The organism is Streptomyces sp. KMM 9044 (assembly GCF_024701375.2).
In the GTDB taxonomy this organism is placed as follows: domain Bacteria; phylum Actinomycetota; class Actinomycetes; order Streptomycetales; family Streptomycetaceae; genus Streptomyces.
The window spans coordinates 1,463,379-1,478,697 of the sequence record NZ_CP113910.1 but is presented as its reverse complement, the minus strand read 5'-3'; the positions used below and the strand labels follow the sequence as shown (position 1 = coordinate 1,478,697).

Annotated in this window: 14 protein-coding genes, 1 pseudogene and 1 riboswitch; of the genes and pseudogenes, 10 read left to right on the top strand and 5 right to left on the bottom strand. The window is 72.2% G+C overall.

Going from position 1 to position 15,319, the window contains the following annotated elements; all coding sequences use genetic code 11:
* Positions 1–6 precede the first annotated feature (6 nt).
* Both HUV60_RS06650 and HUV60_RS06645 read right to left on the bottom strand, forming a co-directional pair.
* Entirely contained in the window at positions 7–417 is a 411-nt protein-coding gene (locus HUV60_RS06650; RefSeq protein ID WP_257853927.1) for an energy-coupling factor ABC transporter substrate-binding protein, read from the bottom strand.
* Positions 414–1,139: an energy-coupling factor ABC transporter permease gene (locus HUV60_RS06645; protein WP_257853926.1), complete on the bottom strand. Its 726-nt coding sequence runs from the start codon at positions 1,137–1,139 to the stop codon at positions 414–416. The genes HUV60_RS06650 and HUV60_RS06645 overlap by 4 nt, the downstream gene beginning before the upstream one ends.
* A 30-nt stretch (positions 1,140–1,169) precedes the next feature.
* A riboswitch (cobalamin riboswitch) is annotated at positions 1,170–1,377 on the bottom strand.
* Positions 1,378–1,608: 231 nt separating this feature from the next.
* On the opposite strand from HUV60_RS06645, the gene HUV60_RS06640 reads away from it, so the two are divergent.
* The 8 genes and pseudogenes from HUV60_RS06640 to HUV60_RS06605 all read left to right on the top strand — a co-directional run bounded on the left by HUV60_RS06640 (position 1,609) and on the right by HUV60_RS06605 (position 9,173).
* Positions 1,609–3,225 carry an ABC transporter substrate-binding protein gene (locus HUV60_RS06640; protein WP_257853925.1) on the top strand — a complete coding sequence of 539 codons (1,617 nt, stop codon included), beginning with the start codon at positions 1,609–1,611 and terminating at the stop codon, positions 3,223–3,225.
* A gap of 20 nt (positions 3,226–3,245) precedes the next feature.
* Positions 3,246–4,214, top strand: coding sequence for an ABC transporter permease (locus tag HUV60_RS06635; RefSeq protein WP_257853924.1), 969 nt, complete (start codon positions 3,246–3,248; stop codon positions 4,212–4,214).
* Positions 4,215–4,219: 5 nt separating this feature from the next.
* Complete coding sequence (locus tag HUV60_RS06630; RefSeq protein ID WP_257853923.1) at positions 4,220–5,128, top strand: ABC transporter permease; 909 nt, start codon at positions 4,220–4,222, stop codon at positions 5,126–5,128.
* A complete protein-coding gene (locus HUV60_RS06625) occupies positions 5,125–6,108 on the top strand; it encodes an ABC transporter ATP-binding protein (RefSeq protein ID WP_257853922.1) in 984 nt (327 codons plus the stop codon). The genes HUV60_RS06630 and HUV60_RS06625 overlap by 4 nt, the downstream gene beginning before the upstream one ends.
* Positions 6,101–6,787 (top strand): ABC transporter ATP-binding protein, encoded by a 687-nt coding sequence (locus tag HUV60_RS06620; RefSeq protein ID WP_257853921.1) that lies wholly within the window; start codon positions 6,101–6,103, stop codon positions 6,785–6,787. The genes HUV60_RS06625 and HUV60_RS06620 overlap by 8 nt, the downstream gene beginning before the upstream one ends.
* 131 nt (positions 6,788–6,918) lie before the next feature.
* A pseudogene (locus HUV60_RS06615) lies at positions 6,919–7,392 on the top strand (Scr1 family TA system antitoxin-like transcriptional regulator); the annotation flags it as partial.
* A gap of 291 nt (positions 7,393–7,683) precedes the next feature.
* Positions 7,684–8,388 (top strand): hypothetical protein, encoded by a 705-nt coding sequence (locus HUV60_RS06610; RefSeq protein WP_269441150.1) that lies wholly within the window; start codon positions 7,684–7,686, stop codon positions 8,386–8,388.
* A gap of 35 nt (positions 8,389–8,423) precedes the next feature.
* A complete protein-coding gene (locus HUV60_RS06605; protein WP_257853919.1) occupies positions 8,424–9,173 on the top strand; it encodes a YcnI family protein in 750 nt (249 codons plus the stop codon).
* A 96-nt stretch (positions 9,174–9,269) separates the two neighbouring features.
* Here the strand turns inward: HUV60_RS06605 and HUV60_RS06600 are convergent, their stop codons facing one another.
* The gene (locus HUV60_RS06600; protein ID WP_257853918.1) at positions 9,270–10,172 is read right to left on the bottom strand and encodes a LysR family transcriptional regulator; all 903 of its coding nucleotides are present in this window, start codon (positions 10,170–10,172) and stop codon (positions 9,270–9,272) included.
* Between the two features lie 173 nt (positions 10,173–10,345).
* Here HUV60_RS06600 and HUV60_RS06595 point away from each other — a divergent pair, with 173 nt between their 5' ends.
* Positions 10,346–11,551 (top strand): thiolase family protein, encoded by a 1,206-nt coding sequence (locus HUV60_RS06595; protein ID WP_257853917.1) that lies wholly within the window; start codon positions 10,346–10,348, stop codon positions 11,549–11,551.
* Between the two features lie 57 nt (positions 11,552–11,608).
* Here HUV60_RS06595 and HUV60_RS06590 read toward each other — a convergent pair whose 3' ends face one another.
* Together HUV60_RS06590 and HUV60_RS06585 are read right to left on the bottom strand one after the other, a co-directional pair.
* Positions 11,609–13,465 (bottom strand): sensor histidine kinase, encoded by a 1,857-nt coding sequence (locus HUV60_RS06590; RefSeq protein ID WP_331461979.1) that lies wholly within the window; start codon positions 13,463–13,465, stop codon positions 11,609–11,611.
* Complete coding sequence (locus tag HUV60_RS06585; RefSeq protein ID WP_257853916.1) at positions 13,462–14,232, bottom strand: response regulator transcription factor; 771 nt, start codon at positions 14,230–14,232, stop codon at positions 13,462–13,464. The genes HUV60_RS06590 and HUV60_RS06585 overlap by 4 nt, the downstream gene beginning before the upstream one ends.
* Before the next feature lie 221 nt (positions 14,233–14,453).
* On the opposite strand from HUV60_RS06585, the gene HUV60_RS06580 reads away from it, so the two are divergent.
* Entirely contained in the window at positions 14,454–14,657 is a 204-nt protein-coding gene (locus HUV60_RS06580; RefSeq protein WP_257853915.1) for a hypothetical protein, read from the top strand.
* The last annotated feature ends 662 nt before the right edge of the window (positions 14,658–15,319 follow it).

Genomic DNA, 15,319 nt, shown 5'->3' with positions numbered 1-15,319 from the left:
GCGCGATCAGGCCCGGGGCCCGGGGGAGACCGCTTCACCGGAGCCGGAGCCGGAGCCGGTGCCGGTGCCGGTGCCGGAGCCCGGTCCGGTGCCGGCCGCCGACTGCTGCTCCCGTGCCCGCTCCGCACCCTGCCGCCGCCCGCGCCGCACCCCGAAGCAGTACGCCAGGACCCCCGCGCCGCCGGCGGCCTGGAGGGCGAACAGCCCCGACTCGATCTCACCGGACGGGGGTTCGTACAGCGGCGAGAACCACGGCTCGTAGTCGGGTTCGATCTCGGTGATCGCGGTCTGAGCCTCACCGTCCGCACCGGCGAACGGCTCCTCCTTGTGGTCGCCGAGCCCGAGCGCCAGCGGCAGCACCGCGAGCGCGGCCACGGCGAGCAGCAGCAGCGAGTTGATCTTCGCGTTCCTGGTCATCGCGCCACCTCCGATTCCGTACCCGCCGTCGCCGACGAGGCAGGCCTGTTGCGGGCGGCTTTGGCCACCAGCACGCCGAGACGGGTCAGTTCACCCCTGCTGGACTGCACCAGCAGGCGCATCACCAGCACGGTCAGCAGCCCCTCGCTCACCGCGAGCGGGAGCTGCGTGACGGCGAAGATGGAGCCGAACTTCCCGAGCGCGCCCAGGAACCCGCTCCCCGGATCGGGGAAGGCGAGCGCCAGTTGCGCGCTGGTGACGCAGTACGTGGACAGGTCGGCGACGAACGCGCCGCAGAACACCGCCGCCATCAGCGGCGCCCCGTACCGCCGGGCCAGCCGGTACACGCCGTACCCCGCCCACGGCCCGACCACCGCCATGGAGAAGACGTTGGCGCCCAGCGTGGTCAGCCCGCCATGGGCGAGCAACAGGGCCTGGAACAGCAGGGTGATGGTGCCCAGCACCGCCATGACCGGCGGCCGGAACAGGATGGCGCCCAGCCCGGTGCCGGTGGGATGGGAACAACTCCCGGTAACCGAGGGGAGTTTCAGCGCGGACAGAACGAAGGTGAACGCTCCCGAGGCGCCGAGCAACAGCGTGCTCTCGGGATGTTCCCTGACGTCACGGATGAGTGACCGGGCGCCGTGGACGACGAACGGCGTCGCCGCGGCACCCCAGGCGACCGCGTGCGCCGGTGGCAGAAAACCTTCGGCAATATGCATGACTCAGCAGACCCTCTCCAGCACCTCGTGGATGGTTGACGCGCCTTGGCCGGTCTCCTGGCTGACGGGTACCACCGCCCGAACTCCGCCTTCCCGGGTCCCAGGGGGACCCAGTGGCTGCCCGTCGGTCCTGTCGGGGACAGGACCAGGGGCCGGAGCCGGACTTCCCGATCACAGTGGCGAGGGCCGCACCGGTATCGCACCGGATTTCCCGTTCACCAAGGCGTGGCGACAGTAGACCGGCTCCGGCCCGGTGACAAGCAGGTGCCGCGGCGCGCGGACGGCGCTGCACAGCTCGCACCCCGGCGCACACCTGCGGCCTTGACACCCGACGCACGCCGATGACAAGGGCGGCACCCCGGCGCCGCTGTTCCCCGAAACGTCGGCATGAGGGGCCGGGGCCCTGGGCAGAACCTTGCTGCAATTAATATGCAACAACGAATTCCAGTCAGCAGAGGTGTGAGGTTCGATGACGACCCGACGAATACGGCGTACCACCGGCACGGCGACCACGGCCGCCGCGCTCGCGCTGGCCGCCGCCTGCTCGGCGCCGACCGGCGGCTCGGACGCCGGTGTGCACGGCGGCGGGTCCGCCGAGTCCGTGGTGATCGGCGTTCCCTCCGAACCCGACACCCTCAGCCCCCTGCTCGGCTACGGCAAGGACGGCAACTCCAAGATCTTCGACGGGCTGCTGGCCCGGGACGCAGACCTGGAACTCGAGCCCGCCCTGGCGAAGGCCCTGCCCGAGATCGGCGACGACGGCCGCACCTACACCTACACCCTGCGCTCCGGCGTGACGTTCAGCGACGGCGAACCCCTCACCGCCGAGGACGTCGTCCACACGTACGAAACGGTGCTCGACGACAAGACCAACAACACCGCCAAGAGCGAACTGGACGCCGTCGAGAAGGTCCGCGCGGGCGGCGACGACAAGGTCGTCTTCACCCTCAAGTACCCGTACGCGGCCTTCGCCGCCCGCACCGTCCTGCCCATCGTCCCCGAGCACATCACCGCCGGGCAGGATCCCAACACCGGCGCCTTCAACACCGAGCCGGTCGGCACCGGACCGTACGTCCTCACCGGCTGGAGCAAGGGCGAGAAGCTCACCTTCAAGGCGAACCCGGACTACTGGGGCGGCGCCCCGAAGGTGAAAAAGCTCACCATGGCGGTCATCGCCGACGACGACGTCCGCGCCACCCGCCTGCGCTCCGGCGACCTCGACGGCGCGACCCTCCCGCCCAACCTCGCCGCCACCTTCAAGAACGACGACGGCCTCAAGACCCACCAGGCCACCTCCTACGACTTCCGTGCCGTCACTCTCCCCACCGCGAACGAGGTCACCGGCGACACCGCGATCCGCCGCGCCCTCGACCTCGCCGTGGACCGCGAGGCCATGGTCGACAAGATCCTCGACGGAGCCGGCCGCCCCGCCTACGGCCCGCTGCCCCTGGACGACCCCTGGTACACCAAGGACGTCGAACGCCCCCAGGACCTCGACGAGGCCCGCAGCATCCTCGACGAGGCCGGCTGGAAGACCGGCGGGGACGGCGAGGAAGGCATCCGCGCCAAGGACGGCGTCCGGGCCGGCTTCACTCTCTTCTACCCCTCCGGCGACAAGGTCCGCCAGGACCACGCCCTCGCCTACGCCTCCGACGCCAAGAAGGCCGGCATCGACGTCAAGGTCGAGGGCGCCACCTGGGAGGTCATCGAACCCCGGATGGGCAAGGACGCCGTCCTCGCCGGCTTCGGCAGCACCGGCGACCCCGACTTCGGCCTCTACACCCTCCTGCACTCCTCCCTCGCCGGTGACGGCTTCAACAACATGGCCCGCTACGACAACCCCGCCGTCGACGAGGCCCTCGACACCGGCCGCCGCAGCCAGGACCCCGAGGACCGCAAGGCCGCCTACGACGACCTCCAGCGTGAACTCGTCAAGAACCCCGGCTACACCTTCCTCACCCACATCGACCACCTCTACGTCCTCGCCGACCGCTGGGACGGACTCACCACCCAGGTCGAACCGCACGAGCACGGCTTCGCCAGCGGCCCCTGGTGGAACGCCGAGAACTGGCAGCCCAAGAAGTGACCCCACTGCCCTGGGGCCCCATGGCCCGCCTCGTGGCACGGCGGGCCCTGCTCGCCGTGCCCGTCCTCCTCGTCGTCACCTTCGGCGTCTTCGCCATCGCCGCCGCCTCCCCCTTCGACCCCGTCAAGGCCTACGCCGGCACCGCCGCCCTCGGCGCCGACCAGGAGACCCTCGACCGGCTCCGCGAGAACCTCGGCGTGGACCGCCCCTTCGCCGCCCAGTGGTGGGAATGGCTGACCTCCGCCGTCACCGGCGACCTCGGCCAGTCCAGCGTGCTGCGCCAACCGGTCGCCGAGGCCATCGGCGAGCGGATCGTGTGGTCCACGCTGCTGTGCACCGCCGCGTTCGCCGTCGCCGTCCTGCTCGGCACCCTGCTCGGCGTGCTCGCCGCCCGACGCCCCGGCTCACCCCTCGACCGCACGGTCACCTCCCTCGCGTACTCCCTGGAGGCCGCACCGGTCTTCTGGACCGCCCTGCTCGCCGTCTGGCTGTTCGCCCTCCAACTCGACGTCCTCCCCGCCGGCGGCCTCACCGACACCGGCAGCGAACACGTCACCGCCGGACAGGTCGCACACCACCTGATCCTCCCCGCCGGCGTCCTCGCCCTCTCCCAGCTCCCCTGGTTCACGCTGTACGTACGCCAAGGCGTCGGCGACGCCCTCGCGGAGGACCCCGTACGCGGCGCCCGCGCCCGCGGCCTCGGCGAACGCACCGTCCTGCTCGGCCACGCCCTGCGCTCAGGACTCCTGCCCGTCCTCACCCTGATCGGCTCCCGCGTACCCGAACTCATCACCGGCGCCCTGCTGGTGGAGACCGTCTTCAGCTGGCCCGGCATCGCCGCCGCCACCGTCGAGGCGGCCACCGCCGTCGACTTCCCGCTCCTGGCCGCGCTGACGACCCTCGCCACCGCCGCCGTCCTCGCCGGGAACCTCCTGGCGGACCTCCTGTACGGACTGACCGACCCGAGGGTGAAGCTCAGTGAGATGTGATTCCGATGACTGACACCACCGTCGAGAAGGCCGGCGCGACCGTACCCGCGGCGGGGGCCGGGTGGCGCTCACGCGGCACCGCACGCCGCTCCACCCACACCCTGCGCCTGCGCGTCTCCGCCACCCTGGTCGGCCTCACGGCCCTCGCGGTCCTGCTCGTCCCGCCGCTGGTCCAGCTCGACCAGCAGGCCGTCGACCTCGCCTCGAAGCTCCTCCCGCCGAGCTGGGCCCACCCCTTCGGCACCGACGACGTGGGCCGCGACCTGCTGCTGCGCTGTGTCTACGGCCTGCGGGTCTCCCTGCTCGTCGGAGTCGTGGCGGCACTCACCGCCACCGTGATCGGCACCGCTGTCGGAGCCACCGCCGGAGCACTCGGCGGCTGGGTCGACCGCCTCGTCATGCGCCTGGTCGACACCATCTCCTCCGTCCCGCACCTGCTGCTCGGCATCTTCATCGTCGCCATGTTCCGGCCGGGCGTCTGGCCGGTGGTGGTGTCGGTCGCCGCCACCCACTGGCTGTCCACCGCCCGCATCGTCCGCGCCGAGGTCCTCTCCCTGCGCTCCCGCCCGTACATCGACGCGGCCGTCTCCGGCGGCGCCTCCCGCCGGCGGGTCGTCCTGCGCCACCTGCTCCCCGGAGTACTGCCGCAGGCGGGACTCGCCGCCGTCCTGATGATCCCGCACGCCATGTGGCACGAATCGGCGCTGTCCTTCCTCGGCCTCGGCCTGCCCACCCACACCGCCAGCCTCGGCACCCTCATCCAGGGCGCCCGCGGCACCCTGCTCGCAGGCCAGTGGTGGCCCACCCTTTTCCCCGGCCTGTTCCTGATCATCCCCACCCTCGCCATCGCCGGACTCGCCGGAGTGTGGCGGGAACGGATCAACCCCCGCCGCCGATCGGAGCTGATGCTGTGACCGAGAGACCTCCCGTGCTGTCGGTCCGCGGACTGTCGGTGCGCTTCCTGGTGCCTGGCCCGGGCCCCGTCGCCGCCGTCACCGACGCCCACTTCGACGTCGTGCCCGGCGAATGCCTCGCCCTGGTCGGCGAGAGCGGCTGCGGCAAGTCCGTCCTCGCCTCCGCCCTTCTCGGCCTGCTCCCCGCCAACGCACAGACCGCCGGCAGCGCCCTCCTCGGCGACCTCGACCTGCTCGCGGCCGACGAACGCACCCTCGCCCGCACCGTGCGCGGCCGGCGCGTCGGCCTCATTCCGCAGAGCCCGGCCGCCCACCTCACCCCCGTCCGCACCATCCGCGCACAGACCGAGGAGACGGTCGCCGCCCTCACGGGAATCCGAGGCCGCGCGGCCCTGCGCGCCGCAGCAGAAAAGGCCGCCGCCCGCGCGGCCTTCCCCGCCGACCACCTCGACCGCTACCCGCACCAACTCTCCGGCGGCCTCGCCCAGCGCGCCGCCACCGCCCTCGCCCTTGTCGGCGATGCCCCCCTCCTCCTCGCCGACGAACCCACCACCGGCCTCGACCACGATCTCGTCGACCACACCGTCGACGAACTCCGCGGCCACGTCGACGCCGCCGGCGACCGAGCCCTCCTGATCATCACCCACGACCTGGCGGCAGCCGAACGCATCGCCGACCGTGTCGCCGTCATGTACGCGGGCCGCATCGTCGAACTCGCCGACGCGAAAGCCTTCTTCGGCACCCCCGGCCCCAGCCACCCCTACAGCCGGGGCCTCCTGAACGCCCTCCCCGACCGAGCCTTCACCCCCATCCCCGGCATGCCCCCCGAACTCGGCGCCCTCCCCGAAGGCTGCGCCTTCGCCCCCCGCTGCGACCGGGCCACCCCCACCTGCGCCACCCTCCCGCCCCTGACCACCACGGCCGCCTGCCACCACCCCGTCGTCGAGGCCGGTCCCGCTCCGGAGAACGCCCGTGCTTGAACTGCGCGCCATCACCGCCGGCTACGACCGACGCTCGGCCCCCGTCGTACGCGACGCCGCGCTGACCGTCGCCCCCGGCGAGGCCGTCGGCCTGCTCGGCCCCAGCGGCTGCGGCAAGTCGACCCTGGCCCGGGTCGCCGCCCTCCTGCACCGCCCCGACGCGGGCACCCTCCTCCTGGACGGCACCCCGGTACGCCACTGGCGCCACCGGGCCCCGCGAGACCTGCGCACCATCTTCGGCGTGGTCTTCCAGCAACCCCGCCTCTCCGCCGACCCCCGCCTGAGCCTCGCCGACCTGATAGCCGAACCCCTGCGGGCCACCGGCCGCCGCGACACCGTCCCCGAACGCGTCCCGGAACTGGCCACCGCCGTCGGCCTCACCCCCGACCTCCTCACCCGCCGCCCCCACGAGGTCAGCGACGGCCAGCTCCAACGCGCCTGCCTGGCCCGCGCACTGGTGCTCCGCCCCCGCTGGCTGATCTGCGACGAGATGACCGCGATGCTCGACGCGTCGACGACGGCCGCGCTGGTGGCGGTGGTCGAGTCCTACCGCACCGAAACCGGCGCCGGCCTCCTGGCCGTGGGCCACGACCACGTCCTCCTCGACCACTGGTGCGACCGCACGGTCCACTGGAACACGGTGGTGTCCCCGGAGAAGGCGACGGCGGGCACACGGTAGGGGAATACGACCGGGTGAATCGGCGTGAAACGACGGTATTCCCCCAACACCGCGCACCGGGTTGCGTCCTCGGCGCGTCACGAGAGCGAGGAAGGACGCGCCTTCCGCACCGTCCGTGGAGGTGAACGGCCTTGTCGCAGCGCCGCGTCGTCACGAGCCGCAGCCAGGAACCGCGTCAGCGGTTCGCCGAGGAGCTACGACGGCTGCGGGCCCAGAAAGGCGTCAGCCTGCGGCAGCTCGGAGAGCGGCTGGGCTGGGACTGGCCGCTCTTCGGAAAGATGGAGAAGGGCGACACTCCGGGCAGCCCCGAGGTTGCCCAGGCCCTCGACCAGTACTACGGGGCCCCGGGGATGCTGCTGGCCCTGTGGGAGCTGGCCGCCGGGGACCACACGCAGTTCCGCGAGCAGTACCGGCGGTACATGGCGCTGGAGGCGCAGGCGGTGAGCCTGTGGCACTTCGCGGTGAGCGTGGTGCCGGGGCTGCTGCAGACGGAGGGGTACACACGGGAGGTGCTGGCGGCGGGCGGGATCAAAGGGCCGGAACTGGAGCGGCAGGTGAAGGCCCGGGTCGGGCGCCGGGATCTACTGGAAGGACCGGCCCGGCCCGCGAGGTCGGTGAGACCGAGCTGACGATGCCGTCCGTCGAAGGCGCCCAGGACCGCCAGCGCGCGACTGGTCACCGAGCGTCCGGGCGTCGCGGCGTTGCCTGCCATGAGCAGCATCCTTCCGCTGGGTGGAAACGGGTGCAAGGCAACGCATGCGGCGATTTTGGTGGTCACGGTGGTGGTCACGGTCACCGCGGTCCGGCCGGCCACCGCGAACGGACGACGTACCGGAAGGCGTGGTTCGAGCCGAAGTGCCCGCTTGTCGTCGGACCGCCTGTCAAGTGGAGGCCCGATGCCCCATGATGAGCGGGCCATGCCCGAACCCGACATGACGCCCCGTGTGCCACTGCCCCTCTTCCGGGCCGCGGTGTTCGCCGTGGTCTCCGTGGTGTCGGGGGCCGGCGGGCACCATCTGGTGGCCGAGGGGCCGGTGCCGTGGCGGCAGGGAGGGGCGGCGGTCGCCGTGCTCTTCGCCGTGGCGCTGCTCGGTGTCCGGCGGCCGCGTTCCCTGGCCACGGTGACGGTCGTGTGCGCCGCCGCGCAGGTCGGGCTGCACCTGTGGCTGATGGCGGGGCACGTACACCGGACCGCCCCTCTCGCGCGGCCCGGACACGTGCACCACGTGGCCGACCCGGCCGGCGTCCACCCGGGATGGTACGAGGGGGCGGCGGGCTCGCCGGCCATGACCGGTGTGCACGTTCTCGTCGCCGTGCTGGTCGCCGTACTGCTGCACCGGGCCGACCGTGTCTGCTGGTCGCCGGCGCGAGGGCTGACGGCGGCCGTGGGCGCGGCCCGGGACGCCATGACGGCACTCGGCGCCCTGGCCGGGGCCGGCCCGGTCCCGGCGCGGTGGGAACCGCCGGCACCCCCGACAGCCCTGTGGCCGGCGCCCGTACCGCCGGACGGGGCGGTGCTGGCGGACGTGGTGTCACGGAGGGGGCCGCCCCGGGCGCGGTTGTCTCCCGCCACCCGACCCTGCCGGGGCGCCAGCCGCTGAACAGCGCGCCCCACCCACCCACGCCTGGAGTAGCAGTGTTCCCTTCCCCCGTCCGCCTGCGTGCCGTACGCCGTCCGGCCCTGGTCACCGCGGCAACCGCCGCCGCCCTTCTGCTGGCCGTCGCACCCGCCGCCGCCCACGTCCACGTCGAGTCCGACAACGCCCGGGCACTCGCCCAGGACGTCACGCTCACCTTCGCCGCCGCCTCGGAGTCCGCCGATGCCGGCATCACCCAGCTGAGGGTGGTCCTGCCCGAGGGCATCGAGCCCACGGACGTGACCTACGGCGAGGGCCCCAAGGGCTGGAAGCTCACCGCCACCGACGACGGCTACACCGTCAGGGGCCCCGCCGTGGAGGCCGGCGAGGACGTGGAGTACTCGGTGGTCGTCCGTCAGCTCCCCGACGTCGAGGAGCTGGCTTTCAAGACGCTCCAGAGCTACAGCGACGGCCGCATCGACCGGTGGATCGAACTGACGGAGCCCGGCGGTGACGGTCACGGTCATGGCCACGGCAACGAGGCCCCGGTCCTCGAACTCGAGGACGCCGCCCCCGGAGCCGCATCGGTCGGTCCCTCGCCCACCGCACCCGAAAGCGCCCCGGCCCCGTCTCCCGCCCCGGCCGCCGAGGAGACGGCGGCATCGCCGCCCGCCCGGGCCGCGTCCGCCGACACCGAGGCGGAGGACGGCGGCCTGTCCGCCGCGGCCTGGGCCGGGACAGCCGCAGTGGTCCTCGTCGTGGCCGCCGCCGTGGCCTTCCTCCTCCGCCGGGGTGCCGCCCGGCAGTGACGTGGAGCGCAGCACACCTCCACGGACGAGGGACGGGGTGCCCGCACTGCCGCGAGAGCGCGGCAGCCCGCCCTCGTCGGGCCGGACGGATGCTCGTCACGGATGACCGCGGACACGGTCCTCGATCACCGAGGCGACCTGATCGGCCGCGGCCGGGACGCGGTGCGTGCGGCGGGCCAGTACCAGTTCGACGGACTCGGGGCCGGTGAGCGGTACGTAGGCCGCGCCGTCGAGGTTCAGGCTCTGCACCGACTGCGGTACGAGGGCCACGCCGTGCCCTGCCGCGACGAGGCCGACCAGGGTGGCGGTCTCGCCGGCCTCGATGAGCGGGGCGGGACGGAAACCGGCCCGCCGGCAGGCGGACAGGACCCGGTCGTACATCGAGGACCGGGACTGCGAGGGGTGGATGACGAACGGCTCGTCGGCCAGGGCCTTCAGCGGGATGCTCCGGCGCCCCGCCAGCCGGTGGCGGGGCGGCAGCACGGCCACCAGCGGATCGGACCGCAGCGGCGTGGTGCGGATGTTCTCCTTCGACACCGCGCCCCGCAGGACGGCGAGGTCGAACGTGCCGGAGAGCAGGCCCTCGACGAACAGCGGGGGCAGAAGCTCACCCCGCAGGTCCAGGGTGATGCCCGGCAGCTTCGCCCGTACGGTGCGGGCGACCTTCGGCAGGACGTCGTAGGCGGCCGTGCCGACGAAGCCGACCGAGACCCGGCCCGCGTGACCGGTGGCAAGTTCCCGCAGAGGGATCCGCGCGCGTTCCTCCTCCGTGACGAGGGCGCGTGCGTAGTCGGTGAGGTGACGGCCGGCCTCGGTCAGCTCGACGTGCCGGGTGGACCGGTGGAACAGCGGGCCGCCCAGCTCCCGCTCCAACTGCTTGATCTGCCGGGACAGGGCCGGCTGCGCCACGTGCAGCCGGGCGGCCGCGCGCCCGAAATGGCACTCCTCGGCCAGGGCGAGGAAGAAGGAGACCGGCGGAGAATAAGTAGCGTGTTCCACAAGGTCACATTGCTGGCCGGATCGCCACAAGGCGCTGGAAGCAGGTCACTTGTTCATCGACGGGTCCAGCGGAGCCGGCGGAGTTCCATACGCCCCATTTTGTGAGGCGGCCTTATGAATCGATGCGGACCAGGTCTTGGACATGGTGAAGCGGGCGCTCGTACCGTGAGGGCGTGAGCGACAGTTACCTTTACGCAGCAGCGAGAACGCCCTTCGGCAAGTTCTCGGGGGCCCTCGCCGACGTCCGGCCCGACGACCTCGCCGCGGTGGCTGTCACCGGGGCCCTGGCCAAGACCCCCGCGCTCGACCCGGCGCAGATCGGCGACGTCGTCTGGGGGAACGCCAACGGCGCGGGCGAGGACAACCGCAACGTCGGCAGGATGGCCGTACTCCTCGCGGGACTGCCCACCTCGGTCCCCGCCACGACCGTCAACCGGCTGTGCGGCTCCTCCCTGGACGCCGCCGTCATCGCCTCCCGCGCCATCGAGACCGGCGACGTGGACATCGTGCTCACCGGCGGGGTCGAGTCGATGACCAGGGCGCCCTGGGTCCTGCCCAAGCCCTCGCGCGCGTTCCCCGCCGGGGACGTGAGCGCCGTGTCCACCACGCTCGGGTGGCGGCTGGTCAACCAGCGCATGCCGAAGGAGTGGACCGTCTCCCTGGGCGAGGCGAACGAGCAGCTCGCCGACCGCTTCTCCATCGCCCGGGACCGGCAGGACGAGTTCGCCGCCCGCTCCCACAACCTCGCCGACGACGCCTGGAACGCGGGTTTCTACGACGACCTGGTGGTGCCCGTCGTCACGGACGCCAAGGGCACGACCGTCACGCGGGACGAGGGGATCCGCCCCGGTTCGACCGCCGGGAAGCTGGCCGGACTCAAGCCCGTCTTCCGCCCCGGCGGCGTCATCACGGCCGGCAACGCCTCCCCGCTGAGCGACGGCGCCTCGGCGGTCCTGCTCGGCTCGGGCGACGCCGCCGCGCGCATCGGCACCGACCCCGTCGCCCGCATCGCCGGCCGCGGTGTGTCCGCGCTGGACCCGCAGATGTTCGGATACGCCCCCGTGGAGGCGGCGGACCGGGCGCTGAAGAGGGCCGGGATCACCTGGTCCGACGTCGCCGCCGTCGAGCTCAACGAGGCCTTCGCCGTCCAGTCGCTGGCCTGCGTCGACGCCTGGGGCGTCGATCCGGAGACCGTCAACACCAAGGGCGGCGCGATCGCACTCGGCCACCCCCTGGGCGCCTCCGGCGGCAGGATCCTGGGCACCCTCGCCCACCGGCTCCGGGAGTCGGGACAGCGGTGGGGCGTCGCCGCCATCTGTATCGGAGTCGGCCAGGCGCTCGCCGTGGTCCTGGAGAACGTCTCGGGAGGAAGCCGATGACCACCCTGCTGTGCGACCACGCCGACGAGGCGGTGGCCGGGACCGAGGACGGCGCATTCATGTTTCTGTCCCTTCGTTCTCTTCGCTCAGGGGAAGTCTGATGGTGAAGGTGGCGCCGCGTCCGGGCGCGCCGGCAGCCGACAGCACGCCGCCGTGCGCCTCGGTGAGTTTCCTGGCGATGGACAGGCCCAGCCCGCTGCCGCCGGTCTTGCGGTTGCGGGACTTCTCCGCTCGCCAGAATCGCTCGAAGACGAAGGGCAGATCCTCTTCCGTGATGCCGGTGCCTGTGTCGGTCACCTCGATGACGGCCGTGGCATCGTCCCTGTGTGTGTGGAGGGTGACTCGGCCGCCGGGCGGTGTGTGACGGACGGCGTTGGATACGAGGTTGCCGACGATCTGACGAAGCCTCAGTGGATCGGCCCACAGGTCCAGTCGGGCCGGGTTGTGGACCAGCAGCGTGACCTCCGCCTTCTCCGCCGCGGTCCGGTGGGCGTCCGTCACATGCCGCAGAACGGCCTCGGCCAGGACCGGTTCCGGGTACAGCCGCAGGGTGCCTGCATCGGCGGCGGCGAGATCCTGCAGGTCGTCGATGACGTGCTGCAGCAGCAGGACCTCTTCCAGGAGGGAGGCCGTCAGGTGCTGGTCTGCCTCGATGATGCCGTCCTGAGTCGCTTCCAGGGCGCTGCGGATGGTGCTCAGCGGAGTGCGCAGTTCGTGGGCGATGTCGCTGACCATGACCCTGCGTTGCTGTTCGGTGCGTGCTCGGTGCTCGGAGAGTTCGTTGAACGCCGCCGTGAGCCGGCCGATCTCGTCGTGCCGGACGACCGGCACCGGGGGCAGGTGTGCGTCGCGGTCCTGGGCCGCCCTGGTCAGGGCTCTCAGCGGGCGGACCAGATGGATGCCGGTCACGACGGTGACGAACGCGGCGAGCAGCAGGACCGCCGCGGTGACCACGAGTGTCCGAAGGACGTTGGCCGGCGAGAGGTCGAAGGGAGCGGACGTCGAGCCGGAGGTGTTGCCGACGTACAGCAGCGCCGCGGGGGCGACGTAGGGCGCGAGTTGTTCGCGGCGGCCGGTGTCGATGCAGTTCTGCGCCGAGTGCGTGCCGGTGTCTTGCGCCGTGGTGCCGGACGTGAAGTCCAGTCCGAGGCGCACCGTGGGCAGCCTTTGGCGCCGCAGGCAGGCGTTGACCACCTGGTTGAGAGTGGTGAGTGCGCGGTCCTCGCCGGCGGTCGGAACGTCCAGTTCGAGCAGTCCGCATTCGTCGGCGCGCTTGGCGCGGTGCTGCTGTTGGTCTGCGCCTGTCATCTGCTCCTTGAGCGAGACGTCGTGCAGCAGCGCGATGATCGGACGGCCCGCCGGGGAGGTCGAACGCTCGAAGGGCACGCTCGCGTCGGTGAGGCATGTCGCGACGGCGTCCGCCGCATGGCCGAGACGTTGCCGGTCTGATGCCCGAAGTGCGTAGGGGCCCAGCGCGGTGGGGTCGATGCTGCCGCCCTTGGCCTGCGGTGACAGGAACGGATCGGTGTGCAGCGGGTCGATGGTGGCGAATGGCTTGCCGTGGGAGCGGGAGGCACGGACCGGCCCGCCCGTCACCGATTGCGCGGTGTCCTGCGGAGTCACGGTGACGTGTCGGCCGGTTCGGCGGGCGAGGTCGCGCACCACCGGTTCGGCATCGCTCCAGTCGGGATGCGTTGCGGCGTACGACATCAGGGTGCGGTAGATCATGGTGTCGTCGGCAAGGACCTGCCCCTGCTGGTCCCGTACGGCGTTGGTGGTGGTCCGTACCGCCAGCCAGGCGGTGGCCGCGATGGCACAGACCACGATGAGCAGTGAGGAGGCGAGCATCCGGAAGAGCAGACTGCGGTGGACCGGCAGCCTGCCCCCGGGCCCGGGGGCAGGGGCGGCGTTCACCGGCTGTCCGAGGGGAGGGAGGCGCCCGCCGGAGTGCGGTCGTTGAGCTTGTAGCCCACCTTGTAGACGGTCAGCAGGTGGACCGGGGAACGCGGGTCGGTTTCGATCTTCTTGCGCAGGTTCAACACGTGCACATCGACGGTTCGCTCGGTGATGTAGGCGTTCGTGCCCCGGCTGACGGCGAGCAGTTGGCGCCTGGTGAAGACCCGCCCCGGCTCGGCGGCCATGGCGGCGAGCAGGTCGAACTCCCCGGCCGTGCACAGCACCGGCCGCCCCTCGACGGTGACCGTGTGGCGCCGGGGGTCGACCGCGATCGCCCCTGCCGTGAGTACACCGGTGGTATCGCCCGCCGTACCCATCGACGCACGCAAGGACAGTTCCGCTTCCGCCAGCCGTTCCACACGTTTGAGCAGGTTGCGGATGCGGGCCATCAGCTCGCGAGGACTGTAGGGCTTGGCGACGTATTCGTCCGCGCCCAGGTCAAAGGCGAGCAGCAGGTCTTCCTCCGTGGTACGCGCGGTGAGCATCAGCACCGGGAGGCCCGCATGGGCGGGATCGGCGCGCAATATGCGGCATATGTCCAGTCCGTCGAGGCTGGGCATCATGACGTCCAGCACCAGGAGATCGGGAGGCCGGCGGCGAATCTCCTCCAAGGCGGTGCGGCCGTCGTGAATGAGCCGGGCCGCATGGCCCTCTCGCACAAGGTAGTGGCCGATGATCTCGGCTTGTTTGACGTCGTCTTCCGCAACCAGGACGTTCGCGCACATAGCCGGGACTGTAATCGCCCGGACGGGGCACTCATGCGGCCCTGACCGGACCTTCATATCCGGCCGACGGGCTGTCGTCCATGCCGCGCCACACCTCGAAAGTCAGGTCGCCCCTACCTGGCTCGCGCCGACCGGTCGACCCCGGCCAGGAGTCCGGCCCCGCGGACCCGGACGCACCTCGGCACCGCTCGACCCGCCGAACGGCCTTCATCGTGGGGGGAGTGGTGATCGCAGTCGTCGCGGGCGGCGTGGTCCTCGTCCCGCACTGGGCTCAGGTCGCCCGGTCCCCGTCGAAAGCCGCGACTCCGCCGGTGAGCACGGCGGTTGTGCAGTGCACCGATCTGTCGGACTCGGTGTCCCTCGACGGGACGCTCGACTACGGCAGCCCCCGTGGGATCAGCAGCGCCTCGGCCGGGGGATGGTGACCTGGCTGCCGGCGGTCGGGGCGACCGTCAGGCGTGGCCACCAGCTCTACCGGGTCGACAACCGGCCGGCCGGGGTGTTCTACGGGTCCACCCCGCTGTACCGGCCCCTGGACACGGTGGGCATGGTTGGCCCGGACGTGCGGGTGGTGGCTGACAACCTCCGGGCACTGGGATACGACATCGGCGTCCAGCCCTCGGCGGGCTCTCTTGTCACCCTGTCGCGGGCCGACCTTGCTCAGGAGTCGGGGGGCCCTGAGGAATCGGGCGGCGCTGAGGAGCCGGAGGAGGGGAAGGGGCCGGAGGGAACGGAAGCCGCTCCGGGCACCCCGGACCCCGCCGTCTCCAGCAGCCCTTCTCCGGCTGCGTCTACCGTGCCCCAGCGAATCCAGCCGGCCGACTCGGTGCTGGCCCAGGAGCTGATGGCGGCGATCGGCCGTTGGCAGCGGGACACCCGAGTGCCCAGAACCCCGGTGCTGGAGTCCGGCGATGTGGTCGTGACCACGGCGAGCTGGCTTCCAGCGCGGGTGCCGACCCGGCCCTTCCCCCGGATGGGAGGGCCGTGGTCATGGACGAGGCCGGGGTACCCGGATGGCGGCGGGCGCCCGGAGCGACGTGGCCGAGGCGCTCGGGGGCGATCCGCGTGTCCGTGGTCACCGCCCGGC

Coding starts and splice junctions, on each gene's coding strand:
- HUV60_RS06630 (WP_257853923.1), top strand. CDS start 4,220: ATGACTGACACCACCGTCGAGAAGGCCGGCGCGACCGTACCCGCGGCG.
- HUV60_RS06635 (WP_257853924.1), top strand. CDS start 3,246: ATGGCCCGCCTCGTGGCACGGCGGGCCCTGCTCGCCGTGCCCGTCCTC.
- HUV60_RS06585 (WP_257853916.1), bottom strand. CDS start 14,232: ATGTGCGCGAACGTCCTGGTTGCGGAAGACGACGTCAAACAAGCCGAG.
- HUV60_RS06610 (WP_269441150.1), top strand. CDS start 7,684: ATGCCCCATGATGAGCGGGCCATGCCCGAACCCGACATGACGCCCCGT.
- HUV60_RS06645 (WP_257853926.1), bottom strand. CDS start 1,139: ATGCATATTGCCGAAGGTTTTCTGCCACCGGCGCACGCGGTCGCCTGG.
- HUV60_RS06640 (WP_257853925.1), top strand. CDS start 1,609: ATGACGACCCGACGAATACGGCGTACCACCGGCACGGCGACCACGGCC.
- HUV60_RS06650 (WP_257853927.1), bottom strand. CDS start 417: ATGACCAGGAACGCGAAGATCAACTCGCTGCTGCTGCTCGCCGTGGCC.